This is a genomic window from Mesocryomonas lacus (genome assembly GCF_055730135.2).
This window is the reverse complement of the sequence record NZ_JBUZWE020000001.1, coordinates 143,564-166,788: the sequence shown is the minus strand read 5'-3', so window position 1 is coordinate 166,788 and position 23,225 is coordinate 143,564. Positions and strand designations below refer to the sequence as shown.

Here is a 23,225-nt window from a genome sequence, read left to right as displayed (position 1 = left end):
GCCGCAATGAGCCAGACCCGCAAGCGCGTCGTTGTCCTCCTGTCCGGCCGCGGCTCCAACATGGGCGCCCTTCTCGCGGCGACGAAGGCGGAAAACTATCCCGGCGAGATCGTCGCCGTCCTCTCCGACCGCGCCGATGCTGGCGGCCTCGAGACGGCGCGCGCTGCCGGCATTTATGCCGAAGCCGTGCCGCGCAAGGGGCATGCCGACAAGGCCTCGCACGAGGCCGCGATGATCACGGCGATCGAGGCGGCGCGCCCCGACGTGATCTGCCTCGCCGGCTACATGCGCCTCCTGTCGGCCGAGTTCGTCGACCGCTTCGCCGGCCGGATGATCAACATCCACCCCTCGCTGCTGCCGTTGTTCCCGGGCCTCGAGACCCACCGCCGGGCGATCGAGGCCGGCGTGAAGCTGCATGGCTGCACCGTGCATTTCGTCACCTTCGTCATGGATGGCGGCCCGATCATCGCCCAGGCCGCCGTGCCGGTGGAGCCATCAGACACGCCGGAGACGCTGGCCGCACGGGTGCTGGTCGCCGAGCACGCGCTCTACCCGCAGGCGCTCGCCATGGTCCTCGATGGCAGAGTTGTGATGCTGGACGATAAGGCAGTGTTAACTTCTTAGCCGCCAAGGGTGTTCTTGACCTATCGTCAGCAAGGTCTGGAACGATCGGAAACCTCAACATGCCATGGCGCATTGCGCTCGGACGCCTGCGAGACCGCCTCAGCATCCGCGCGCAATCGGCAGCGCTGACGGTCTTGCTGGCGCTGGCGACCGTTGCGATCATGACGCTGGCGACGGCTAGCGTCGTGCGGCGGCACGCGGTCGATACGGCAAACGCCGATCTGCGCCAGCTCTCGCAGACCATGGCGCGGCAACTCGACCGGCAGATGTTCGAGCGCTATCGCGAGATCACCAACCTCGCCAACCTTGCGCCCCTCACCGCAGCCTGGACCGACGATGCCGGCGCGATCGGCCGTTTCCTCGACGAGACTCAGGCGACGCTGCCGAACTACGCCTGGATCGGCTATGCCACCGCGGACGGAACCGTCCGGGCCGCCACCCAGCGGATGCTGGAGGGCGTCTCGGTGGCCGAGCGGCCATGGTTCAAGGCGGGCCTCGCCGGTCCCATCACCCAGGATGTCCATCAGGCCAAGCTCCTGGAAAAGCTCCTCCCGGCGGCAGTGGACGGCGAGCCCTTCCGGTTTGTCGACGTCGCCGCGCCGGTTCGCGACGCCAGCGGCGGGGTCGGCGGTGTCCTCGGCGCGCATCTCAGCTGGACCTGGGCGCGCGACATGCGCGACACGCTTCTGTCGGACATCGATCCGGCTCTCAAGACCGAGCTGTGGATCACCTCGGCGGACGGCAACATCCTCCTTGGCCCGAAGCTCGTGAAGCCGGCCCTGACACCGCAGCAGATCGCCGACACCGCCGAAGGCGCGACGGTCGGAACGGTCGCCCCCTCGCAGACGGGAGACGATCTCGTCGCCATCGTTGGCACGCGCGGCCTTCGCTCCTATGACGGGCTTGGCTGGCGCGTCGTCGCACGGCGCCCGGTCACCGCGGCGCTGACGCGCGCCAACGGCACGATCCTCGTGATCTTCCTCATCGGCACCATCGCGGCCCTCGCCAGCTCGCTGGCCGCCGCCCTGATCGCCGGACGGGTGACACGCCCGCTGTCCATGCTGGCCGACAATGCCGACAAGATCGGCCGCGATCCGAACATCGGCCTGATCCACCGCCAATCCGGCTCGCTGGACATCGTGCGGCTGACCAACTCCCTCCGCTCGCTGGTGCGCCGGATCGATTTCGCCGAAGCGCATCTGAGCGCCGCCAAGCTGGAGGCCGATCGGTCGGAAGAGGCGATCGCCGAGTTGCGGACGCTCGCCAACACGGATCCGATGACCGGCCTCCTCAACCGCCGCGGCTTTCGGGAGTTTGCGACGAAGGTTGGGGTGTTCGGGCGCCACGAGCGTCAAGAGCTCGGCGTGCTGATGATCGACATCGATCATTTCAAGCGGATCAACGACATCTACGGCCATGCCGCCGGCGATAAGGTCATCGTCGAGATCGCCCGGCTGCTGGCCGGCTCGCTGCGGGCGAGCGACCGCATTGCGCGCTTCGGCGGCGAGGAGTTCGTCGTCTCGCTGCGCCATGTCGACGAGGCCGTCATCGGCACCTGGGCGGAGCGGATCCGCCGCCAGATCGAGGAGGCGGTCATCGTCTGGGAGGGCCAGTCGCTGAAGGTGACGGTCAGCATCGGCGCGACCGCGATGGCGCCGGACGATCGCGAGATCGAGGACGTGATCCACCGCGCCGACCTCGCCCTTTACGACGCCAAGTCGAACGGCCGCAACCGCATCAGCTTCAATTCGTCCCTCTGACCCTCGGCAGCCCCGGCGCGTTCGCCGGCACTCCTCAAACTGCCTTAAGCCGAGTCCACGCAACGGCTCCGGCCCATGGGCTCAGACCCAGAATCATCAGGCTGAGAGATTGATTCAAACGCTTACCGAACTGGTCGGGAAACTTCCCGTAAACGTCTGATTAACATTTGGATCATGCAGTTCGTTCGGTCATCGCTGGTCAGAGGACCCGGCGGCCCGAGCGACCGGCGCTTTCACTCTGCGATAACAGCAGTCCCATCACCGCTACGTCCACCGAAAGCCGCGCTAAACCCGCACCCAGACCTGTGTGTCGTGAAAAGCTGCCCCGCCGGAGGGGGCGACCGGGTCGGAGCCGACCAGCGTGTTGATCCCCTCGCCGCTCTCGAAGTCCGAGTTCGCCCACAGCCCCTCGTGCACCAGCACGCCCGGCCGCACGGTATCGGAGACCGCGACCGGCAGACGGATCTCGCCCCGGCGGTTGCCGATGGTGACCAGCGCATCGGTTTCGACGCCGAGGGTGGCGGCATCGTCCGGGTGCATCAGGAGTTCCGGCCGCCTTTCGCGCGAGCGCGAGCCGGCGGTCTCGGCAAAGCTCGAATTGAGGAACTGGCGCGCCGGCGAGGTCGCGAGCTTGAACGGATGGGCGTCGTCGCTCGCCTCTTCCAGGCCGGCATGGTCGGGCCATTCCGGCAGGCGGGCGACGGGACCTTGCGGGCCCATCGAGGCCGGCGGCCGGTTCGGCGAGGAGGCGTTCGCCCAGTCCGGCCGGAAATGAAACTTCTTGTCCGGCCAGCCGAAACCGTTGAGGTAATGCGCATCCTCGAAGGCCGGCTGAGCGTCGAGCCAGCGGCCGGCCTCGAGATCGTCGAGCGTCCCGCGGCCGCTGCGCTGCAGCAGGTCCTCGATGAGCTCGCGCTCGGTCAGGCCGAAGCCCGGACGGTCCCCGACGCCGAGACGCTTGCCGAGTTCCTCGACGACGAAATGGTTGCTGCGCACCGTCGCCGGCGGCTCGACGAGCTTCGGCCCGAGCAGGATGTGGCTCTGCCCGCCGGCGCGGTAGATGTCGTCGTGCTCGAGGAACATCGTGGCGGGAATCACGAGGTCGGCGAGCTTGGCCGTGTCGGTCATGAACTGCTCGTGCACGCAGACGAACAGGTCTTCGCGCCGCAGCCCCTCGATCACCAGCCGCTGCTCCGGCGCGACGTTGGCGGGATTGGTGTTCTGGACGATCATCGCCGTCACCGGCGGGCCGCCCTGAAGAGCGCCGGGATCACCGACGAGGATCCTGCCGATGCGCGACTGGTCGAGCGAGCGGACGGACGGGTCCTTCATCGCCGAGCCCATGATCAGGCTCTTGTCGAACTGGAAGATGTCGGAGTTGGTGTGGAACGCCCCGCCGCCGCGGTGCTGCCAGTGGCCGAACACCGCCGGCACCGAGAGCGCCGCGTGCATCGCCGGCGCGCCGTTGCGCTGGCGGGTGAAGCCGTAGCCGAGGCGGAAGAAGGTGCGGGGCGTCCGGCCGATGAGGGCGGCGAAGGCCTCGATCTCGGCGACGGAAAGCCCGGTGATCCCCGCGGCCCATTCCGGCGTCCGGGTGGCGAGGTGCGCCTCGAGCCCGGCCGGGTCGTCGGTGTACTTTTCCATGTAGGCGCGGTCGGCGGTGCCATCGCGGAAGCCGACATGCATCAGCGCCGCCGCCAGCGCGCCGTCGCTGCCTGGCCGCAGCTTCAGCGCCATGTCGGCCTGCTTCATCGTCGCGTTGTCGTAGATGTCGATGACGACGATCGCGGCCTTGCGCTCCTTGCGGGCGCGGATGGCGTGGGTCATCACGTTGACCTGCGTCGCCACCGCATTGGTGCCCCAGATCACCACGCAGTCGGCCTCCGCCATCTCGCGCGGATCGACGCCGGTCAGCCGGCCGGTGCCGGCGTGCCAGCCGCTCCAGGCCATGTTGGTGCAGATCGAATCGAACTGGTTGGAGTAGCGCTTGGCGTGGCGCAGGCGGTGGATGCCGTCGCGCTGCACCTGGCCCATGGTGCCGGCGTAGTAGTACGGCCAGACGCTCTCGGCGCCATGCCGGGCCTCGGCCTTGACGAAGGCTTCCGCCACCTGATCGAGCGCGTCGTCCCAGGTGATCTCGCGCCAACTGCCCTCGCCCTTCGCCCCGGTGCGCTGCAGCGGCTTCAACAGGCGGTCGGGATGGTTGATGCGCTCGCCGTAGCGCGCGACCTTCGCGCAGATGACGCCGGCGGTGTAGCTGTTGCCGGTGGCGCCACGGACGCGGCCGATGCTGTTTCCGATCAGCTCGACGTCGAGCGCACAGGTCGACGGACAATCATGCGGGCAGGCGCTGTGGCCGGTGCGAAGGGGGGTCAGGTCGTTCATGCCGGCAGTATAGGCGCGCTTTTCGCGCGCCGTCATGCGATTTGGCGGACACCGCCCAGCAAAAAGGGCCGAAGCTTTCGCTCCGGCCCCTCTCGATGCATTTGGCTGCCGATCAGCCCGCGGCGGCGTAGCGGCTGATCTCCTCGGGGGTCAGCGCGGGATAGTCGGTGTACCCCTTCTCGTCGCCGCCGTAGAAGGTCGCCTGGTCCCAGGGCAGCAGCGGCGCGCCGAGCTGCATGCGGACCGGCAGATCCGGATTGGAAATGAACAGCTTGCCGTAGCAGACGAGATCGACCTTGCCCTGGTCGACGCGCTCGACGCCGAGCTCGGTATCGTAGTTGTTGTTGCCCATGTAGGTGCCGTGGAAGCGCTGGCGCAGGGCGTTGTAGTCGAACTTGTCCTTGTTGCGGTCGCCGCCGGTCTGACCTTCGATGACGTGGAGATAGACCGGATGGCGCTTGTCGATCTCTTCGACATAGGCGTTGAACACCGCCTGCTGGTTGCTCTCAAAGGAGCCGCCCATCACCGTCACCGGCGAGATGCGGACGCCCACATGCTCGGCGTCCCAGGCTGAGATCACCGCATCCAGCACCTCGAGCGGGAAGCGCATGCGGTTTTCGATCGAGCCGCCGTACCGGTCGGTGCGAAGGTTGGTGCCATCGCGCAGGAATTGGTCGAGCAAGTAGCCATTGGCCGAATGCAGCTCGACGCCGTCGAAGCCGGCAGCCTTGGAATTCTTCGTCGCCTTGACGTAGTCCTCGATCACCCGCGGCAGTTCGCTCTCCTCGAGCGCACGCGGCATCTCATGGTCCTTGAAGCCCTCGACGGTGAAGGCCTTGCCGTCCGGCTTGACGGCCGAAGGGGCCACAGGCGCGGCATGGCCTGGCTGCAGGTCGGGGTGCGAGATGCGGCCGACATGCCAGAGCTGCAGGAAGATCTTGCCACCGGCAGCGTGCACGGCGTCGGTCACCTTCTTCCAGCCGGCAACCTGGGCATCGTTGAAGATGCCCGGCGTATAGGCATAGCCACGGCCCTCGGGCGAGATGTTGGTGGCCTCGGAGATGATCAGGCCGGCGCCGGCGCGCTGGCGGTAGTACTCGACGTGACGGTCGAGCAGGTTGCCCTCCTCGTCCGAGCGGCTGCGCGTCAGCGGCGCCATCACCAGACGGTTGGCCAGATGGGTCGGGCCGAGGTCGAAGGCTTCGAAGAGCTTAGATTTTGCCATGACGGGCAATTCCTTTCGGGGGGTAACACTGTGTATGTCGCATGTAATGCGCATACGCCGCGCTGCAACTTGGCCCTCGCTGCAGCGCGGTCAAGAGGTGTGAACGCTGCGTTGCCGCCGGCATCAGGAGAACCGCATGAACTACCGCCACGCCTTCCACGCCGGGAATTTTGCCGATGTCGTGAAGCATGCGCTGCTGGTGTCGATCGTCGAATATCTGAAGCGCAAGGACAAGAAATTCCGGGTCATCGACACCCATGCTGGCCGCGGCCGCTACGACCTGTCGAGCGAGGAGGCGCAGCGCACCGGCGAGCATCAGGACGGCATCGCGCGGCTGCTCGCCTCGCCGGCGGCCGAGGCGCCCGAACTCCAGGCCTACCTCGACATCGTGCGGGCGGACGGTGCCGGTTCCTATCCCGGCTCGCCGCTGATTGCCCGCCGGCTGATGCGGCGCCAGGACCGGCTCTCGGCCTATGAACTGCACCCCTTCGAGGCCGAGGCGCTGAAGGAGGTGTTCGCCGGCGACGTGCAGACCAAGGTCATCGCCCTCGACGCTTGGCTGGCGCTCGGGGCGCACCTGCCGCCGAAGGAGAAGCGCGGCCTCGTGCTGATCGACCCGCCTTTCGAGAAGACAAGCGAGATCGACGACATCGTCGCCGGGGTCACGGCTGCCTACAAGCGCTGGCCGGGCGGCATCTACGCCATCTGGTACCCGATCAAGCGAAAAGCCGAGCGCGCCCGCCTGCATGCGGGCCTGAAAGCCAGCGGCATTCCCGACATCGTCGCGGCCGACTTCTTCCGCGAACCTTTCACCCCGACGGAAACCCTCGTCGGCTCCGGCCTCGTGGTGATTAATCCGCCCTATACCTTTGCCGAGGAGGCGGCCCGCGTCATGGCAATTCTGAAACAGGTGCTCGGCAAAGAAGGCCGTGGCCGCGTCGAGATGGTTGCGATATCGGGCGAGCGATCCTAAACCGGTGGGATACCGAGCCAGCGGCGCCGACTCCGCGAAGGACCACAGCCATGCGTGACCGTCTTCTCAGCCTGTTGATGGGCGCAGCCCTTGCGACCACAGCCATTTTGCCCGCCTGGAGCGCCGACTATTACGGCCCGGCGCCGACGCAGCAGATCTACGCCGATGCGCTGGTGCCGACCTGCGACAACCCGAAAGTGCTGGCCGAGGTCGAGGACCAGTTCGAGCATGGCGCCGTCGAGATGCTGCAGACCGGCTACGTCATCGAGGAATTCAGCGACATGGCCGAGAAGGCCTATTTCCCGCTGAGCGAGGACCGGCCGATCGAGCGCCGCTACTGCCAGGGCGAAGCGATGATTTCCGACGGCCAGCGGCGGACGGTCTACTACACCGTCTCCCATCCGCTCGGTTATGCCTCGATCGGCTGGAAGGCCGAGGGTTGCGTGCTCGGCCTCGACAAGTGGCTGATCTACGGCGCCAACTGCCAGTCGCTTCGCCGTTTCTGACGAAAACGCCCGCCGCCCGCGGGCTTTGACACGCGACCAGTGTTTCGTGAGCGCTGCGTCCAGACCGACGGGAGCCCGCATGCGGCTGTTCTACGCACCTGCCTCGCCCTTCGCCGCCAAGGTCCGGATGGCCGCTGCCCATTGCGGCATCGCGCTGACGCTGGTCCCGACCGATACGGGCGCCGAGCCCGCCGACCTCCTGGCGGTCAACCCGCTCGGAAAGATCCCGGCCCTCGTCGCGGAAGACGGCGCCCCGCTCTACGACAGCAATGTCATCTGCGACTATTTCGACCGGCTCAGCGACCACCGCCTGGTGCCACAGGACGGACCGCAATGGCTGCTGGTCAAGCGGATCGCCGCGACCGCCGACGGCGTCGCCGACAGCGCGCTGCTCACCGTATACGAGGCGCGCATGCGCCCCGAGGAGATGCGGCACCAGCCTTGGGTCGACCGCCAGCTCGGTAAGCTCTGGCGCGGCCTGGCCGTGCTGGAATCCAACATCGCCTCGCTCGGTAATGAACCAAACCTCGCCCATTTTGCCCTGGCCAGCCTCCTCGGCTACCTCGACCTGCGCTTCAAGGGCCAGTGGGAAGACAAGCATCCCCAGCTCGTCGCCTGGATCGAGGCGTTTCCGGTGATCTTTCCGGAGTACGAGGCGCTGAAGCCGCAGGGGTGAAAGTTGGGCGGTGTAATTAGCGCCAACCTTGAAGTTTCGTCATCCCGGACTTGATCCGGGATCCATTCCAAACCGTTGAACATGTCCGAGAACGGCTGACCTTCCCGTCGCGGACCTGTGATTCTGTGATGGATCGCATTGGATGCGCTGAGGAATGGATCCCGGACCAAGTCCGGGATGACGAAGTTTTGGCGTATGCCGCCAATCGCGAGCGTTTGCATTTACCTTCATAGACATCTGACATCGACGTCGCCCGTCATGCCGCCGGCCCACCTGAAGCCCTAAAACTTCAGCGCCACGCCCGCGCGGATCGAATGCTCGTCGAAGCCAGTCGAGGTCGAGACCGGGCCAAGATCGTACGTCTTGCTGCCGAAGTCGGAGTAGCGATACTCGACGCGCGAGGTGACGTTGCCGCCGACCTGCGCCTCGACACCGGCGCCGACGGTGTAGCCGAGATGCGTGTTGCTGTCCTCGGCGCCATTGGAGGAGAGCTCGGCACCCGCCACCGCGACGCCGCCGGTGGCGAAGAACAGGAACGGGTCGTAGGCGACGCCGACACGCGCGCGCAGTGATCCGAAGGCGTTGGCGTCGGCCGAGATCGGCGCGCCGGTCACCGCATCGTAGCCGCCGGCGTCCAGGCCGGAGGCGCCGAGATCAGCCTCGATGCCGTAGACGAACTGGTTGGTCTGCAGGTTGTAGCCGGTATAGACGCCGCCGACGAAACCTTCGCCGTCGAACTCGGCGCCGCCGGCATGGTCGAGATTGGCGAAGTTGTAGCCGACGAAGCCGCCGGCATAGGGCCCGGACCAGATGTAGGACGGCGCGGATGCCAGCGGGACGGCGGGCTCGGCCACCGCGAGATCGGCCGAAACGCCCGGTGACGACAGCATGGGCGCCGAAAGAAGCAGGAGCGTCGCCAGAGCGAGGGAGCGTCGAAACGATGGCATGATCGACACTCCTTCCTGGGTGACGTCACCGATAAAATGGCGCTGCCGACGAGATCGCGCAAGCGCCGCTTGGGAAGAAGGTTAGCCACGCGTCGCGCCGCCGGACTAGTGGCGCGCTGCCGCATATCCGCCATAATCGAACCGCCGCTTTCGTTCTGCTGCCTTTCTTTCGCCACTATGGCGAAACGGCCACATCGACCTTTTGCGGGTCGGCGGTTTTGACGCTGCATTCTTGCCGCAGCGTTCGCATATAAGGGAACGACAAATCCCGCCGCAGCCTGCGCCTTGAGGCACATAGAAGCGCGGGATTTCCCCGACAGTCCAGGCGCCCTCGGCGCTCCCAACGAAGCAGACATGACCGACGCCGACGCAACTCCCCTCGACAGTGATCTCGACGACGACTTCGACCTCGACAGCGAGGCGGAAGGCGACGCCGCACCCGACTCCCTGCCCTCGCCAACGGCTGCCCTTCTCGCCGCGATCGAGTGGGACGATGCCGGCACGCCGGAAGCGCAGGGCCTTATAGGCGCCGAGCTGATCGCAGCCTTCGTCAAGCGCCTGCCGAATGGCCCCGGCGTCTACCGCATGTTCGGCGCGAGCGAGGACGTCCTCTACGTCGGCAAGGCGAAGTCGCTGAAGAAGCGGGTGACGAGCTACACCCGCACCGGGCTCCACACCAACCGCATCGCCCGGATGATCCGCGAGACGCGGCACATGGAGTTCGTGACGACGCGCACCGAGACCGAGGCGCTGCTGCTCGAGGCCAACCTCATCAAGCGCATGCGGCCGCGCTACAACGTCCTGATGCGGGACGACAAGTCGTTCCCGTACATCGTCGTCAGCGGCGGCCACGAGGCGCCGGCGATCATGAAGCACCGCGGCGCCCGTTCGCGCCAAGGCAACTATTTCGGCCCCTTTGCCTCGGCCGGCGCGGTCGGCCGCACCATCAACTCGCTGCAGCGTGCCTTCCTGCTGCGCACCTGCACGGACTCGGTCTACGAGAGCCGCACGCGGCCGTGCCTCCTCTACCAGATCAAGCGCTGCTCCGGCCCTTGCACCGGGGAGATCGCCATCCCCGACTATGCGAACCTCGTCGAGGAGGCGAAGGCGTTTCTGTCGGGCAAGTCGACCCAGGTGAAGCAGAACATGGCTGTCGCCATGCAGGAAGCCGCCGAGGACATGGAGTTCGAGCGCGCCGCGATCTACCGCGACCGGCTGACGTCGCTCAGCCAGATCCAAGCGCACCAGGGCATCAACCCACAGAACACCGAGGAAGCCGACGTCTTCGCCATCCACCAGGAGGGCGGGCTGACCTGCATCCAGGTGTTCTTCTTCCGCACCGGCCAGAACTGGGGCAACCGCGCCTATTTCCCGAAAGCCGATTCCTCGCTCGAGCCGCAGGAAGTGCTCGGCGCCTTCCTCGCGCAGTTCTACGACGACAAGCCGGCCCCGCGGATGATCTTGCTTCCGATCGAGGTCGAGGACCGCGTCCTCCTGGCCGAGGCGCTCGGCGTGCGGGCGCAGCGGCGGGTGGTGATCGGCGTGCCCGCGCGCGGCGAGAAGAAGGATCTCGTCGACCACGCCACCGCCAATGCGCGCGAGGCGCTGGGGCGGCGGCTGGCGGAGACGTCCTCGCAAGGGCGGCTGCTGAAAGGCCTTGCCGAGACTTTCGGCCTTGCCCAGGTGCCACGCCGCATCGAGGTCTACGACAACTCGCACATCATGGGCACGGCTGCGGTCGGCGCCATGGTCGTTGCCGGGCCACTGGGCTTTGCCAAGAGCCAGTACCGCAAGTTCAACATCAAGGGCACCGACATCACGCCGGGCGACGATTTCGGCATGATGCGCGAGGTAATGACCCGCCGCTTCTCGCGCTTGAAGAAGGAGCACGCTGAAGGGCCGCAACCGGCCATCACACCGGCCGAGACGGACGAGGATGCCGACGAGGCCGAGATGCCGGCCTGGCCGGACCTTGTGCTGATCGACGGCGGCAAAGGCCAGATCTCGGCGGTGAAGGCAATCCTCGAGGAACTCGGCATCGCCGACAAGGTGACCACCATCGGCATCGCCAAGGGTGTCGACCGCGATGCCGGCCGCGAGCGGTTCATCACCGCGGGGCGCGAGCCGTTCTCTCTGCCTCCGCGCGATCCCGTTCTTTATTTCGTCCAGCGGTTGCGGGACGAGGCGCACCGTTTTGCCATCGGCACCCACCGCGCCAAGCGCAAGAAGGAGCTGGTGAAGAACCCGCTCGACGAAATCGCCGGCATCGGCCCCTCGCGGAAAAGAGCGCTGCTGCACCACTTCGGCACGGCCAAGGAAGTCGGCCGCGCCGCGCTTGGCGATCTGCGAAAGGTCGAGGGAATTTCTGAGGCGATGGCTAAGCTCGTCTACGACCATTTCCAAGACAGGTGATAGAAAGGCGCCGCGTCTCGCCTTCCCGTGAACTCGGCGGTTGACGCGGCTCCCGCGCCGCTGTTCAAGAGGCGCAGCCCCAAACTATCGGACCGGACTCCCTATGGCATCTCGGGCGCTCAGCCTCCCCAACATGTTGACCTACGCCCGCATCGTCGCGGTGCCGCTCGTTGTCATCTGCTTCTTCTGGGGCGGCAGCTTCGTCGCCAACGACAACGCGCGCTGGTGGGCATTCGGCATCTTCGTCGTTGCCAGCATCACCGACTTCTTCGACGGCTACCTCGCTCGTGCCTGGCAGCAGACCTCGACGATCGGCCGCATGCTCGACCCGATCGCCGACAAGCTCCTCGTTGCCGCTTGCCTGCTGCTGCTCTCCGCCGATGGCACCATCGTCGGCTGGACGCTCTGGGCGGCCATCGTCATCCTCTGCCGCGAGATCCTGGTCTCGGGTCTCAGGGAATACCTCGCCGGGCTGAAGGTCAGCGTTCCCGTCACCCAGCTCGCCAAGTGGAAGACGACGGTGCAGATGGTTGCGGTCGCCTTCCTGCTGTCGGGACCCGCCGGCGACAAGATCCTGCCCTACATCACCGAGACCGGGCTGGTGCTGCTGTGGATCTCGGCCGTGCTGACGCTCTACACCGGCTACGACTATTTCCGCGCCGGCGTGCGCCATATCCCGGACTGAGACGTTTCAGCCCTGAGAGACAACGCCCGTACACTGGGAGCACGCCGATGAAACTCGTCTATTTCGCCTGGGTCCGCGAGCGGATCGGCCTTTCCGAGGAAGACGTCGTTCTGCCCGCCGGCATCGTCACCGTCGATGACCTCCTGCACTGGCTGAAAGGCCGCGGCGAGGGCTACGAGGAAGCGCTGCAGGCACCTGAAGTGATCCGCGTGGCGATCAACCAGGAGCATGTCGACCATTCCGAGCCGATCGCCGGTGCGACCGAGATCGCCTTCTTCCCGCCGATGACCGGAGGCTGAGCCTTGGGCTGCACGCCTGTCGTCGACATCCGCTCGGGCCGCATCGACCTCGCCGCTGAAACCGCCTCGATCGAGGCCACAGCCCTCGGGGCGATGGGCGGCCTCGTCACCTTCATCGGTTACTGCCGCGACGAAGGCGGCCGGCTGGCGAACCTCGAGCTTGAGCATTATCCCGGCATGGCGACGCGCGAGCTGACGTCGGTCGCCAACGAGGCCTGCCGGCGCTGGCCGCTCCTTGCCTGCCGGGCCATCCACCGCCACGGCATGATCGCACCCGGCGAGGAGATCGTCATCGTCGCCTGCGCCTCCGCCCACCGTGAGGCGGCGTTCGATGCCGCCAGTTTCCTGATGGACTACCTGAAGACACGCGCACCGTTCTGGAAGCGCGAGCATCTCGCCGATGGGAGCGTCGGCGGATGGGTCGAGGCGAAGGCCAGTGACGATGCCGCCGCGGCCCGCTGGGGTCTGTAATTCTCCAATCCACGGCGGACTGGCGGACTTGCGATCTGACTGGCGATCTTTCGATCTCTGAAGAGTTCGAACGCCTAAAGGTTCGTCATCCTCGCGCGCAGCGCGGGGACCCATGCCTCTCCATAGAAAACAACGTCAGCGGTCGATGTCTCACACCCCTTCCGGGACCGAGGCGGCGGTGCGAAGGCGGCGGCATGGGTCCCCGGCCTGCGGCCGAGGATGACGATCTGAGGGGTTCGCGCCTCTGGAAGTAGCACGCTCTTTGCGATGACGTGCTCCGCCGCCATGGCGCGCTCCGCAGCTGAAACGAAAAAGGGCGGCCGCCGCAGCAACCGCCCTTTTCTCACATCAGCTTAGCCGATGAATTCAGCCGACGACTTCGGTCTGCGAGAACCAGTAGGCGATCTCTTCCTTGGCGGTCTCGGGGGCGTCGGAGCCGTGCACCGAGTTCTCGCCGATCGACAGAGCGTGCGCCTTGCGGATGGTGCCTTCGGCAGCGTCCTTCGGGTTGGTCGCGCCCATGATCTCGCGGTTGCGGGCGATGGCGTTCTCGCCTTCCAGCACCTGAACGACGGTCGGGCCGGCGCACATGGACTCGACGAGCTCGCCGAAGAACGGACGCTCCTTGTGCACGGCGTAGAAGCCCTCGGCCTCGCGCTGGCTCATCCAGACGCGCTTCGAGGCGACGATGCGAAGACCCGACTCTTCGAAGATCTTGGTGATCGCGCCGGTGAGGTTGCGACGGGTCGCATCGGGCTTGATCATGGAGAAGGTGCGTTCGACGGCCATGGGTGGTCCTCAGATTTCCAGGGAAAGGGATGGCGCTCTATAGCCGGGCCGCCTCCGGGCGGCAAGGCGTCCGCGCCGCCTCTCGGCTCAGGCCGCGGCCGAGACCTTGCGGCCCTCGCCCCCGTGGAGGTCGAGACAGCGCTCGAACCAGTCGCTCACCGCGTCGCCTGCCGGCAAGACCTGCCAGGGCGAGACGATGCGCAGCCACTGGAAGGCGCCGAAAACGATGTAGTCGGCAAACAGCGGCGTCGCGCCGCCCAAGAACTTCTGCCCGTCGAGAAGGCTGCGCAGCGGCTTCAGCTTGTCGAGAAACCCTTCCAGCCGCGCCTCGTCGCCGACGATCACCGCCTCCAGCGGCTTGCCGAAAACCTTCTCGCGGCTTTGGCGGAAATAGGCCTGGTCGGGCGCCGCGAGGCTGTCGTGGATGTCGAGGAGCGCCCGGCTGGTGGAGACGAAAGGATGGATGGTGCGCTGCGTCCAGCTTTCGACGAAGCGTGACAGCGCCCGCCCGCCCTCGCCGCCGAACAGCGTCGGCGCATCGGGATAGGCGGCGTCGAGATATTCGGCGATCTTGAAAGAGTCGGCGACGCGGTGCTCGCCATCGCGCAGCACCGGGACGATCGTCGCGAACCCGTCTTCCACAAGCGGCACCTCGGTAAACGGAACCGGGACCGTCTCGAAGGCGAGGCCCTTGTGCGCGAGCGCCATCCGCGCCTTCCAGCAATGCGGCGAGAAAGGCCGAGCGGCATCGGCGCCGACGAGTTCGTAGAGGAGGATGCCCATGGATCGGCCTTCGCAATTCGCGGAACAGAGAAAGGAACGGATAGGAGCGGAAGTCGGTACGGAAACGCGAGCGTACTCCTAGACCCTCAGTGACGCCGCTACCACAACACATCCGACACTGGCCGCAAGGGCTGGGGCGCTGCCCGCTCGCCGCGCAGCTGTTCCAGATCAATCTGGATCGTCCGGCAGATCGAGGTCAGCGGAACATCGTGCGCGCGGTTCTCGAACGGATCCTGCAGATCGCTGCCGACGCGGTCCATGGCCAACAGCATGAAGCCGACGATGGTCGATGCCAGCGGCGTGTAGATGGTCAGGCTGTCGACGAGTCCGACAGGCAGAAGAATGCAGAAGACGTGGACGAACAGCGTCGGGAAGTAGCCGTACTCGCGCGGCAGCGGCGTGTTCTTGATCCGCTCCATGCCGCCTTGAGCGTTGCTCATGTCGACCAGCAAGCTCTCGATATGCACGTGCCTGATGGGGTCGATCCAGCCCTCCCCTGCCGCGCTCCTGACCAGAGCCGCGGTTTCGTTGAGGATCGCGTTCGGGACATTGGCGACGCCCTCCAGCCGCGAGATCTCGTCGGCCGGCAGGAACTCCGCGATCCCCTCCAGCGCCGGATGACGCCGAAGATGGCAGCGCAGCGCGTTGACGTAGGCGATCTGCCGCAGGACGAGCGCCTGGCGCAGCTCGTGGCTCTCCGGCCGGTTGTCGACCAGATGAAACGCGGCCCGTCCGAAAGAGCGGGACACGTTGACCATGGCCCCCCAGAGGGTCCGCGCCTCCCACCAGCGGTTATAGGCGTTGTTGTTGCGGAAGCCGAGGAACAGCGCCAGCGCCGAGCCGAGCAGCGTCATCGGCAGCGACGGCAGTTCGAAGCCGGGATGCGGCACGTAGACATAGGCGAGCGTAACGATCACATCCCAGACGAACAGCAGCGCCAGCGGCCAACCGGTGTAGTGGATCATGCGGTCGAGACGCGCGGATTCGGGAAGGACCATGGGTTTTCCGGTGCTGTTGGGAGTTCCAGCGAACGGCAGAACTACGGCTTGGTTGCGGCGCAACAATAGGGTGGCTGAGGCGCGACCTATCCGGAAACGTGAGGATTCGGCCTCACCGCCCTGGCTCTTAGGGATTTGCGCGTAGGCGCTTCAAGCAATGACTTTCGCGCGATCGGGCGGCCATGCCATGAAGGACGGCCGGTGCCTTGCGCGGCAGAAATCAGCTTGGGGGATGGGGTGTATCACGCGCTTTGCCGAATGTTCGCCGGCTACAATGAATGGGCGAATGACCGCCTCTACGGGGTAGCCGAAAGCCTCTCGCCCGACGAGTTCGCCGCCGACCGCGGCGCCTTCTTCGGCAGCCTTTCGGGCACGCTCAACCATCTCCTCGTCACCGACCGCATCTGGCTGCGCCGCTTCACCGGCTCAGGCACCGCGCCGACATTGCTCGACGCCATCCTCCACGCCGATTTTGCTCCGCTTCGGCAGGCCCGGGCAGTGGAGGACGCGCGGATCATCGCCTGGGTCGACAGCCTCGACGAGGCCGCACTCGCCGGAAGCTTCACCTACCAGCCGGTGACCAACCCGCGCGACATCACCCAGCCCCTTGCCCCGGCGCTGGCGCATCTCTTCAACCACCAGACCCATCATCGGGGGCAAACGCACGCGATCCTCACCGGCTTTGGCAAGGCGGTGCCGAGCCTCGACCTGATCCAGTTCCAGCGGGAGGTGGCGGCCTGACGGCTGGCGCCGCAAGAGGAAGCAGACTACGCGTAGCGCTTCAGGCCGAGGGCATCTTCCATCACGCCGAGATCGCGATCATTGTGGATGATGCGGGCCCCGACGGAGAGGCACCAAGTCGCGATGATCACGTCGATCGTGCCGCGGATCGTGATCCCCCGGCGACGCAGGAAACGATAGTTGTAGGCAGCCTCCTCGGCAATCGCAGCCCCACAGAGTGTCAGCACCGGGTGGGTGTAGAGCAAGGCGGCGGCAGCCCGAAGGTCGCGTTCATGCCGGATGCCCTGAAGTACCTCCGCGAGAATAAGATCGCCGACAACGACATCCTCAACTACCAGCGCCCGTTTGAGGCTTGCGGCAGCCTCGGTTCGCGGCCCTTTGAGGTAGTCGATCCAAGCGCTGGTGTCGGGCAGGATCACCTGTTTCGCCGCATGGCGTCGAGGTCACCATCCCACTCAATCTTTCCCTCCAGTTCCAATAATTTGCGTTGGACACGCCGCCGGTCGGCCATCTCGCTCAGCGCCTTGTTCACCACTGCCTGCCGTGTCGTTAGCCCTGTCAGTTCCATCAGTTCGCTGACCACCGCTTCGTCGATCTCGATCTTCTCCATGCTCTGCGCCCTTCAACAAGCCTTCGTCCATCATGCGCCCGCCCGCGCTTGGCAACAACGCCCTTCCCCGCCGTCCCCCGCCATGGCAAAAGCCTATCCATGCTGCAGATCACCGATCTTTCCGCGCGCGTCGCCGGACGCCTTCTCATAGACCATGCAACGCTGACGCTGCCGGCGGGGACGAAGGCCGGCCTCGTCGGGCGCAACGGCGCGGGCAAGTCGACGCTGTTCCGGGTGATCACCGGCGATCTCGCCTCCGAGAGCGGCAGCGTCTCGCTGCCGCGCAACACCCGCATCGGCCAGGTGGCGCAGGAGGCGCCGGGTACCGAGGAATCGCTGATCGAGATCGTGCTGAAGGCCGACGAGGAGCGCCTCGCGCTGCTCGCCGAAGCCGAGACGGCGACCGACGCCAACCGCATCGCCGACATCCAGATCCGCCTCACCGACATCGAGGCGCATTCGGCCGAGGCGCGGGCGAGCGCCATCCTGTCCGGCCTCGGCTTCGACGCGGCGGCGCAGGCGCGGCCAGCCTCTTCCTTCTCCGGCGGCTGGCGCATGCGCGTCGCGCTCGGCGCCGTCTTGTTCTCGCGGCCGGACCTCCTCCTCCTCGACGAGCCGACCAACTATCTGGACCTCGAGGGCACGCTCTGGCTCGAGAACTTCGTCGCGCGCTATCCCTACACCGTCATCATCATCAGCCACGACCGCGACGTCCTCAACAACGCCGTCAACGCCATCGTCCATCTCGACCAGCAGAAACTCGTCTTCTACCGCGGCAGTTACGACCAGTTCGAGCGCCAGCGGGCCGAGAAGATGGAGCATCTCGTCAAGGCCAAGGTGAAGCAGGACGCCGAGCGCAAGCACATGGAGGCCTTCGTCGAGCGCTTCCGCGCCAAGGCGACCAAGGCGCGGCAGGCGCAGAGCCGGCTGAAGGCGCTGGAGAAGATGAAGCCGCTGGCCTCGGTGATCGAGGAAAACGTCGTGCCCTTCCATTTCGAGCCGCCGGAGAAACGCCCGGCCTCGCCGATCATCCGCATGGAGAAGGTCGCCGTCGGCTATGGCGACGCGAAACCGATCCTCTCCGGCCTGACCCTGCGCATCGACACCGACGACCGCATCGCGCTGCTCGGCGCCAACGGCAACGGCAAGTCGACCTTCGCCAAACTCCTCGCCGAGCGGCTGACGGCGCAGTCGGGCGATGTCGTGCGCGCGCCGGGGCTGAAGATCGCCTTCTTCGCCCAGCACCAGATCGACGACCTGCGCCCGACCGAGAGCGCCGTCCAGCATGTCCGCCGGCTGATGCCGGAAGCCCCTGAGGCGAAGGTCCGCGCCCGCGTCGCGCGCATGGGGCTCGCCACCATGAAGATGGACACGCCCGCCGACACCCTGTCCGGCGGCGAGAAGGCGCGGCTCCTGATGGGCCTTGCCACCTTTGACTCGCCGAACCTTTTGATCCTCGACGAGCCGACCAACCATCTCGACATCGACTCGCGCGAGGCGCTGGTGCATGCGCTGAACGACTTCCCCGGCGCCGTCATCCTCATCAGCCATGACCGGCACATGGTCGAGGCGACCGTCGACCGGCTCTGGCTGGTCGGCGAGGGAACGGTGACGCGCTATGAGGGCGACCTCGACGAGTACAAGCAGCTGATCCTCTCCGCCCGCCGCGGCGGCGACTCCAAGGATGCCGGCGACGAGGGCAAGACGACCAAGGTCGACCAGCGCCGCGATGCCGCGCAGAAGCGCGAGACGCTGGCCCCCTTGCGCAAGGAGATCAAGGCGATCGAGACGAAGATGGCCAAGCTGCAGACGAGCGTCGCGGACCTCGACGTGAAGCTTGCCGACGTCGCCCTCTACACCCGCGATCCCTCGCAGGCGGCCAAGCTCGCCAAGCAGCGCTCGGATGCCGTCAAGTCGATCGGCGAACTGGAGGAGCAGTGGCTGGCACGCTCGGAGGAACACGACAGCGCGATGGCTGACTGAGGCAGCGTGGGTGAAACCGGACGCAAGGGGTCCGAGCTCAGTGATGCGGAACATTATCGCTCAGTCGAGCGAGCTGTTTCGAAGTGCAGGCGACGCTAACGCGACTTTGTCAGCGGCTTGGCCGCGCCCGCCGCATCGTCCGACATCAGACCCAAGTTGAGCAGAACCGCGACCGGCCATCGTCGCCCACGGCCCTCCGGCATGGCGGCAGAGAATGAAAGACCTTCGATGTCCGCGCAGGTGACGCTCCGCTTCGACTTTGCTGCCGATCGTCGCCTCGGCCACGGCAAGGTCTCGCTGCTCGAGGCGATCCGCCGCAATGGCTCGATCGCTGCCGCCGGACGCGATTTTGGCATGTCCTACCGCCGCGCCTGGCTGCTGGTCGACGAGATGAACAAGATGTTCCGCGAACCCGTGGTCGAAACCCGTGGCGGTGGTCGCAATGGCGGCGGAGCTGTGCTGACTGAACTCGGCGAAAGCGTCGTCACGCTCTACCGATGCGCCGAGGCGAAGATCATGGCGGGCGCGGCAGCCGAGATTTCGGCGCTGGAAGAGGCCCTGTCGTCCCCGAGCCCGCCAGCGTGATAGGCTGACGCCGGCGGATCAAGCGAAGGCGGCAGCCCATGACCGACGTCGAAACCTTCTTCTTCGAGAGCGATGACGGCCTCCGCCTGTCGGGACGGCGTCACCCCGGTGCGTTTTGGCAAGCCCTCCCCCTCGTCTGCTTGCCCGGCCTGACGCGCAATGCCCGCGATTTCGATGCTCTGGCCGAGGCAATCGCATGCTTGCCCGGTTCACCACCGCTAATCGCCTTCGACTATCGCGGCCGCGGCCGCTCCGCCTGGGCGGCGGACCCTTCGTCCTACACCGTGCCGCGGGAAGCCGCCGACGTGCTGACGGGCCTTGCGCATCTCGGCATCAAGCGCGCGGTCTTCGTCGGGACGTCGCGTGGCGCCTTGATCATCCAAGTGCTGGCCTTGCTCCAGCCAAGGCTCATTGCTGGCGCCGTCTTGAACGATGCCGGGCCGAGGATCGAAGCCGAAGGCCTCGCGATGATCCGGGCCTATCTCACGGGCCAACCGCCAGCGCCGGACTGGGAGACCGCGATATCCCGTGTCCGCGCCGCGCTCAGCCCGACGTTTCCGGCTCTCGCGGACGCGGATTTTGCGGACTATGCGACAGCCGGCCACACCGAGACGGCGGCGGGCATCGTCGGGGACTACGATTCGCGTCTTACCGAGGCGCTGGCTCTGCTGGATCTCGACCAGCCTCTCCCTGAACTCTGGCCCGCGTTTGCGGCGTTGCACACGGTGCCGGTCCTCGTTATCCGCGGGGAGCACTCCCGTCTCCTCAGCCGCGAGACAGTCAAGACGATGGGCGAACAGCATCCGGCCCTACGGGCGATTGAGGTAGCGGGTCAAGGCCACGCGCCCTTGCTGGAGACCGGCGAACTGCCCTCGGAAATCCTTGCCTTGGCTGCCCGTGCTGCATTGGCGAGAAATCCCGCGACAATCGACTGACGGGGACGGCTTGAATTACATCGGAGACGCTTGCTTCAGCCGAGCGGCCTGTTCGGCCCATTTCTCACGCGCCGCCCGGCCGCGGAAGCCGGTGAGCTCATCCGCCCAGTGCTCTTGCTCCGTCGACCAGCCGGCAATCTGGTCGAAATGGAAGACGCCATTGTCGAACAGCAGCCGTTCGATCGACGGGCCAATGCCCTCGATGCGGGTCAGATCGTCTGGAACGCCGTCACGCGCCGTCCCAAGCTGGGCCGGAGTTTCCTTATCGGCCACCGACGAGGCCAATGGCGTGTCCGACGTGCCAGCTTCAGCTGCCGCGCCATCGGCGGCGTCTGCGTCACTGCGGGGAGCGTCGGGGTCAGGCGCGCCGTGAACCGCACCCGAGCCGCCGCCGGACTTGAAGGCCGCCAAGCTCTCGTCGTAGACGGGCCGGCTTTCGCCAGTGGTCTCCTCGGGGACAGTCCAACCGTCATCGCGCGACCGCGCTTCCGCCGCCGATCGCTCTGCTGCCTTTGCATTGCCGTAGTCAACCGTCCGGAAATCCAGTTCGTCGCTGACGTGCCGCTTCGCCAGCGGATCGTCCGGCAAGGCCGCGCGTGCCTCGGCTGTGCCCGTCCTGCCGTGCGGGTCGGGTGACGCCAGGAGCGCGGGGTCGGAATTCGGCGAGGAAGCGTCTCTTCCCGCCTCGCCATCGACAATGACGGCGGCCGAGAAGCCACTTCCGCCATAACTTGCAAAAGTCGGCAGCGAGGCCCCCGAGACTGGCTCCGCTCCGTCGCCGGAGGGCGCCCTCGCCGCCGTTGCCGAGACGGCCGTGTCCGAAACCGGCCGGCGCGCGTCTGTTTGTTCATTGCCGCGGGGCCGGGCGTCCCTACTCGGAACCGCATTGTCAGACCTGGCGCCCCCGCGCGGCCCGCGTGTTCCCCGCGTTCCGCGCCCGCCGATGAGGCCGAGGCTGAAGGCAGCAGCGAGGAGCAGGAAGGTTCGGGTGAGGAAGGTCAGCATCGTGGCGTCTCCGCAAGCCGGACGTTGGTCCACCGAAACTAGTGCGGTGCAGGGGAAACGCTAGCGCCGGCGCGGCACACCGATTGCGGTCGCACGACCAGAGGGCGGCATTCCTGCCGGCAAGTCTGCCTCAAGGACGTCCGGACGTTCACCGGGAGCACGTCCGAGGCTCGTCATCAGCCGGGCAGACGGCAACGGTTCGCCAGCGTGAAGGCATGGAAGGAAAAAGGAGAGCGCTCCCGGTCCGGGCCCAGCGCTTCCCCCTCTAGAAGAAGCGGCCGACGAAAAAGCCGGCGGCAAGGGCAATGATAAGGAAGAGCCAGAGATCGGCGGCCAAGGACAGCAAGGAAGGCTCCTTCCGCGCGAACCGGGGACGCTGATAGGCAGCGCGACATTTGTCAGGATCGACAGACAGGTCCGGACCAACAGGCGGCAACCCACACGACCAGCGCGGGAGCCAAAACGCAAGAAGCCCGGCGTTGCCGCCGGGCTTCTCGTCAGATCGATCTTTTGGGATCGATTAGAAGGTGCGCTTCAGTTCCAGGAAGCCGCCGGTCTGGTCGTAGTTGTCGATGCCAGCCGGCAGGTCGACGTCGCGGTACGAGACTTCGCCGAGAACCGAGAGGTTCGTGGTGATCTGGTAGCCGAGGTTGACAGCACCGCCGTAGTAGTCAGCACCGCTCGAGTTGAAGCTGTTGACGCCAGCAACGTTGAACACGGTGGTGTTCAGGTCGAAGGTCTTGCCGTAGACGCCGGAGATGGCAGCGAAGACCTTGCCGAACTGCTGCTGGTAACCAGCACCGATCTGGTACTCGCTCGGCAGGTTCGAAGCGTAGGTGTTGACGCCGAGGCCGTAGTTGTCGCCGAAGACGTAGTCGGTGACAGCGTACTCGGTCGGGTCGGTGGCGTAGTGGCCTTCAACCTTGAACTGCGAGTCGGCGACGAAGATGTCCTTGAGCGTGACGCCGGCCTTGATGGCGAACGCGTCGCTGTCAGACTGGAAATCACGGGTACGGATGATGTTCAGGTTGCCGTCAGCATAGTCGATCTGGTTGCTGAAATCGCCGTAGGTGTTGCCGAATTCCTGCTCGTCGTAAACGCCCGAAGCGTAGATTTCGCCCCATGCGCCTTCGTAGGCGAGCTGAGCAACAACGTCAGGAACGAAATCGCCCGTGCCGTCGTCTTCGAGCGAGAGAGCGGCCGAGAAGCCGTTCGCGGTGTAGGTGTAGGAAATGCGGTTCTGCTGGTAGTCACCAACCGACCAGTCGGCGTCGGTGAAGAGGCCGTCACGCTCGGCCCAGAGCGAGTCGAGGTAACCAACGGTCAGACCGCCGAGCTGGATGTAGGCTTCGTCCATGCCGTAGCCGGCATCGTTGGTGCCGAAGCCGTCGCCGCGGTTGGTAGCCTGAACGCGAACCTTGGCGCGCAGGGTGCCGAGCTCGGTCTCTTCGCGGGCATCGAAGTCGAGGCGGGCACGAACGCGGCTGTTGAAGCCCGAGTTGCCGCTGTCGTCGTCGAGGTCGTCGATGTTGGCGTGGTCGCCAGCGTTAACGCGCATGCGGACGTAGCCGCCGATCTTCAGGCAGGTCTCGGTGCCCGGGATGTAGAAGAAGCCAGCGCCGTAAACGTCGCAAACGCGAACGTATTCAACCGGCTCCGGCTCGACCATTACGACAGCGTCCGCAGCACGGGCGCCGGAAACTGCGACGAGAGCCGCAGCGGATCCAAGCAGGATGCTCTTGATGTTCATGTCCTGACCTCCAGTCAAGTTAACAGGTTAGGGTTGGGCCTTGCTTTTCGAGGACAAAACCTGCCCCTGCCGCATCCCCTGAT

The 23,225-nt window shown here is 66.1% G+C and carries 23 protein-coding genes; 13 read left to right on the top strand and 10 right to left on the bottom strand.

The features are described 5' to 3' along the window. Nucleotides 1-6 precede the first annotated feature (6 nt). Both purN and ACZLZY_RS00795 read left to right on the top strand, forming a co-directional pair. On the top strand, nt 7-624 hold the full coding sequence (purN, locus tag ACZLZY_RS00800; RefSeq protein ID WP_472931502.1) for a phosphoribosylglycinamide formyltransferase: 618 nt from the start codon (nt 7-9) through the stop codon (nt 622-624). Between the two features lie 59 nt (nt 625-683). Further along, complete coding sequence (locus ACZLZY_RS00795) at nt 684-2,384, top strand: sensor domain-containing diguanylate cyclase (RefSeq protein WP_472931501.1); 1,701 nt, start codon at nt 684-686, stop codon at nt 2,382-2,384. Nucleotides 2,385-2,669: 285 nt separating this feature from the next. On the opposite strand, the gene ACZLZY_RS00790 is transcribed toward ACZLZY_RS00795, so the two are convergent. Next, nucleotides 2,670-4,769: a molybdopterin-containing oxidoreductase family protein gene (locus ACZLZY_RS00790; protein WP_472931933.1), complete on the bottom strand. Its 2,100-nt coding sequence runs from the start codon at nt 4,767-4,769 to the stop codon at nt 2,670-2,672. A gap of 112 nt (nt 4,770-4,881) precedes the next feature. Continuing rightward, nucleotides 4,882-5,994: an alkene reductase gene (locus ACZLZY_RS00785; protein ID WP_472931500.1), complete on the bottom strand. Its 1,113-nt coding sequence runs from the start codon at nt 5,992-5,994 to the stop codon at nt 4,882-4,884. Nucleotides 5,995-6,130: 136 nt separating this feature from the next. On the opposite strand from ACZLZY_RS00785, the gene ACZLZY_RS00780 reads away from it, so the two are divergent. The 3 genes from ACZLZY_RS00780 (at nt 6,131) to ACZLZY_RS00770 (ending at nt 8,149) form a co-directional block, all read left to right on the top strand. Then, complete coding sequence (locus ACZLZY_RS00780) at nt 6,131-6,967, top strand: 23S rRNA (adenine(2030)-N(6))-methyltransferase RlmJ (RefSeq protein ID WP_472931499.1); 837 nt, start codon at nt 6,131-6,133, stop codon at nt 6,965-6,967. A 50-nt stretch (nt 6,968-7,017) separates the two neighbouring features. Further along, a complete protein-coding gene (locus tag ACZLZY_RS00775; protein WP_472931498.1) occupies nt 7,018-7,473 on the top strand; it encodes a hypothetical protein in 456 nt (151 codons plus the stop codon). A gap of 79 nt (nt 7,474-7,552) precedes the next feature. After that, the gene (locus tag ACZLZY_RS00770; protein ID WP_472931497.1) at nt 7,553-8,149 is read left to right on the top strand and encodes a glutathione S-transferase family protein; all 597 of its coding nucleotides are present in this window, start codon (nt 7,553-7,555) and stop codon (nt 8,147-8,149) included. Nucleotides 8,150-8,430: 281 nt separating this feature from the next. Here the strand turns inward: ACZLZY_RS00770 and ACZLZY_RS00765 are convergent, their stop codons facing one another. Further along, nucleotides 8,431-9,096, bottom strand: a complete 666-nt coding sequence (locus tag ACZLZY_RS00765; protein WP_472931496.1) for an outer membrane protein — start codon at nt 9,094-9,096, stop codon at nt 8,431-8,433. A gap of 354 nt (nt 9,097-9,450) precedes the next feature. On the opposite strand from ACZLZY_RS00765, the gene uvrC reads away from it, so the two are divergent. From uvrC to ACZLZY_RS00745, 4 genes are all read left to right on the top strand, one after another. Continuing rightward, nucleotides 9,451-11,508: an excinuclease ABC subunit UvrC gene (gene uvrC, locus ACZLZY_RS00760; protein WP_472931495.1), complete on the top strand. Its 2,058-nt coding sequence runs from the start codon at nt 9,451-9,453 to the stop codon at nt 11,506-11,508. A gap of 103 nt (nt 11,509-11,611) precedes the next feature. Further along, entirely contained in the window at nt 11,612-12,193 is a 582-nt protein-coding gene (gene pgsA, locus ACZLZY_RS00755) for a CDP-diacylglycerol--glycerol-3-phosphate 3-phosphatidyltransferase (RefSeq protein ID WP_472931494.1), read from the top strand. A gap of 47 nt (nt 12,194-12,240) precedes the next feature. Then, nucleotides 12,241-12,492, top strand: coding sequence for a molybdopterin converting factor subunit 1 (moaD, locus tag ACZLZY_RS00750; protein WP_472931493.1), 252 nt, complete (start codon nt 12,241-12,243; stop codon nt 12,490-12,492). Between the two features lie 3 nt (nt 12,493-12,495). Then, nucleotides 12,496-12,963: a molybdenum cofactor biosynthesis protein MoaE gene (locus ACZLZY_RS00745; protein WP_472931491.1), complete on the top strand. Its 468-nt coding sequence runs from the start codon at nt 12,496-12,498 to the stop codon at nt 12,961-12,963. 366 nt (nt 12,964-13,329) lie between these two features. On the opposite strand, the gene ndk is transcribed toward ACZLZY_RS00745, so the two are convergent. From ndk to ACZLZY_RS00730, 3 genes are all read right to left on the bottom strand, one after another. Continuing rightward, nucleotides 13,330-13,752: a nucleoside-diphosphate kinase gene (ndk, locus tag ACZLZY_RS00740; RefSeq protein WP_472931490.1), complete on the bottom strand. Its 423-nt coding sequence runs from the start codon at nt 13,750-13,752 to the stop codon at nt 13,330-13,332. Nucleotides 13,753-13,839: 87 nt separating this feature from the next. Next, nucleotides 13,840-14,535, bottom strand: coding sequence for a glutathione S-transferase family protein (locus tag ACZLZY_RS00735; RefSeq protein ID WP_472931489.1), 696 nt, complete (start codon nt 14,533-14,535; stop codon nt 13,840-13,842). Between the two features lie 98 nt (nt 14,536-14,633). Next, complete coding sequence (locus tag ACZLZY_RS00730; protein WP_472931487.1) at nt 14,634-15,533, bottom strand: bestrophin family protein; 900 nt, start codon at nt 15,531-15,533, stop codon at nt 14,634-14,636. 258 nt (nt 15,534-15,791) lie between these two features. Here ACZLZY_RS00730 and ACZLZY_RS00725 point away from each other — a divergent pair, with 258 nt between their 5' ends. Further along, entirely contained in the window at nt 15,792-16,274 is a 483-nt protein-coding gene (locus ACZLZY_RS00725) for a DinB family protein (protein ID WP_472931486.1), read from the top strand. A gap of 26 nt (nt 16,275-16,300) precedes the next feature. Here ACZLZY_RS00725 and vapC read toward each other — a convergent pair whose 3' ends face one another. After that, nucleotides 16,301-16,693: a type II toxin-antitoxin system VapC family toxin gene (vapC, locus tag ACZLZY_RS00720; RefSeq protein ID WP_472931485.1), complete on the bottom strand. Its 393-nt coding sequence runs from the start codon at nt 16,691-16,693 to the stop codon at nt 16,301-16,303. Next, on the bottom strand, nt 16,690-16,884 hold the full coding sequence (locus tag ACZLZY_RS00715; protein WP_472931484.1) for a type II toxin-antitoxin system VapB family antitoxin: 195 nt from the start codon (nt 16,882-16,884) through the stop codon (nt 16,690-16,692). The genes vapC and ACZLZY_RS00715 overlap by 4 nt, the downstream gene beginning before the upstream one ends. A 99-nt stretch (nt 16,885-16,983) precedes the next feature. Here ACZLZY_RS00715 and ACZLZY_RS00710 point away from each other — a divergent pair, with 99 nt between their 5' ends. From ACZLZY_RS00710 to ACZLZY_RS00700, 3 genes are all read left to right on the top strand, one after another. Next, nucleotides 16,984-18,867 (top strand): ABC-F family ATP-binding cassette domain-containing protein, encoded by a 1,884-nt coding sequence (locus ACZLZY_RS00710; protein ID WP_472931483.1) that lies wholly within the window; start codon nt 16,984-16,986, stop codon nt 18,865-18,867. Between the two features lie 228 nt (nt 18,868-19,095). Next, the gene (locus ACZLZY_RS00705) at nt 19,096-19,452 is read left to right on the top strand and encodes a winged helix-turn-helix domain-containing protein (protein ID WP_472931482.1); all 357 of its coding nucleotides are present in this window, start codon (nt 19,096-19,098) and stop codon (nt 19,450-19,452) included. 38 nt (nt 19,453-19,490) lie between these two features. Next, nucleotides 19,491-20,387, top strand: coding sequence for an alpha/beta fold hydrolase (locus tag ACZLZY_RS00700; protein WP_472931480.1), 897 nt, complete (start codon nt 19,491-19,493; stop codon nt 20,385-20,387). Nucleotides 20,388-20,402: 15 nt separating this feature from the next. On the opposite strand, the gene ACZLZY_RS00695 is transcribed toward ACZLZY_RS00700, so the two are convergent. Next, a complete protein-coding gene (locus tag ACZLZY_RS00695; protein WP_472931479.1) occupies nt 20,403-21,392 on the bottom strand; it encodes a helix-hairpin-helix domain-containing protein in 990 nt (329 codons plus the stop codon). 520 nt (nt 21,393-21,912) lie between these two features. Continuing rightward, nucleotides 21,913-23,142 (bottom strand): porin, encoded by a 1,230-nt coding sequence (locus tag ACZLZY_RS00690; RefSeq protein WP_472931478.1) that lies wholly within the window; start codon nt 23,140-23,142, stop codon nt 21,913-21,915. Nucleotides 23,143-23,225: the final 83 nt, after the last annotated feature.

Bases quoted from the DNA above. Each gene is read 5' to 3' on its own strand.
- purN (WP_472931502.1), top strand. From the start codon at position 7: ATGAGCCAGACCCGCAAGCGCGTCGTTGTCCTCCTGTCCGGCCGCGGC.
- ACZLZY_RS00795 (WP_472931501.1), top strand. From the start codon at position 684: ATGCCATGGCGCATTGCGCTCGGACGCCTGCGAGACCGCCTCAGCATC.
- ACZLZY_RS00790 (WP_472931933.1), bottom strand. From the start codon at position 4,769: ATGAACGACCTGACCCCCCTTCGCACCGGCCACAGCGCCTGCCCGCAT.
- ACZLZY_RS00785 (WP_472931500.1), bottom strand. From the start codon at position 5,994: ATGGCAAAATCTAAGCTCTTCGAAGCCTTCGACCTCGGCCCGACCCAT.
- ACZLZY_RS00780 (WP_472931499.1), top strand. From the start codon at position 6,131: ATGAACTACCGCCACGCCTTCCACGCCGGGAATTTTGCCGATGTCGTG.
- ACZLZY_RS00775 (WP_472931498.1), top strand. From the start codon at position 7,018: ATGCGTGACCGTCTTCTCAGCCTGTTGATGGGCGCAGCCCTTGCGACC.
- ACZLZY_RS00770 (WP_472931497.1), top strand. From the start codon at position 7,553: ATGCGGCTGTTCTACGCACCTGCCTCGCCCTTCGCCGCCAAGGTCCGG.
- ACZLZY_RS00765 (WP_472931496.1), bottom strand. From the start codon at position 9,096: ATGCCATCGTTTCGACGCTCCCTCGCTCTGGCGACGCTCCTGCTTCTT.
- uvrC (WP_472931495.1), top strand. From the start codon at position 9,451: ATGACCGACGCCGACGCAACTCCCCTCGACAGTGATCTCGACGACGAC.
- pgsA (WP_472931494.1), top strand. From the start codon at position 11,612: ATGGCATCTCGGGCGCTCAGCCTCCCCAACATGTTGACCTACGCCCGC.
- moaD (WP_472931493.1), top strand. From the start codon at position 12,241: ATGAAACTCGTCTATTTCGCCTGGGTCCGCGAGCGGATCGGCCTTTCC.
- ndk (WP_472931490.1), bottom strand. From the start codon at position 13,752: ATGGCCGTCGAACGCACCTTCTCCATGATCAAGCCCGATGCGACCCGT.
- ACZLZY_RS00735 (WP_472931489.1), bottom strand. From the start codon at position 14,535: ATGGGCATCCTCCTCTACGAACTCGTCGGCGCCGATGCCGCTCGGCCT.
- ACZLZY_RS00730 (WP_472931487.1), bottom strand. From the start codon at position 15,533: ATGGTCCTTCCCGAATCCGCGCGTCTCGACCGCATGATCCACTACACC.
- ACZLZY_RS00725 (WP_472931486.1), top strand. From the start codon at position 15,792: ATGTTCGCCGGCTACAATGAATGGGCGAATGACCGCCTCTACGGGGTA.
- ACZLZY_RS00715 (WP_472931484.1), bottom strand. From the start codon at position 16,884: ATGGAGAAGATCGAGATCGACGAAGCGGTGGTCAGCGAACTGATGGAA.
- ACZLZY_RS00710 (WP_472931483.1), top strand. From the start codon at position 16,984: ATGCTGCAGATCACCGATCTTTCCGCGCGCGTCGCCGGACGCCTTCTC.
- ACZLZY_RS00705 (WP_472931482.1), top strand. From the start codon at position 19,096: ATGTCCGCGCAGGTGACGCTCCGCTTCGACTTTGCTGCCGATCGTCGC.
- ACZLZY_RS00700 (WP_472931480.1), top strand. From the start codon at position 19,491: ATGACCGACGTCGAAACCTTCTTCTTCGAGAGCGATGACGGCCTCCGC.
- ACZLZY_RS00695 (WP_472931479.1), bottom strand. From the start codon at position 21,392: ATGCTGACCTTCCTCACCCGAACCTTCCTGCTCCTCGCTGCTGCCTTC.
- ACZLZY_RS00690 (WP_472931478.1), bottom strand. From the start codon at position 23,142: ATGAACATCAAGAGCATCCTGCTTGGATCCGCTGCGGCTCTCGTCGCA.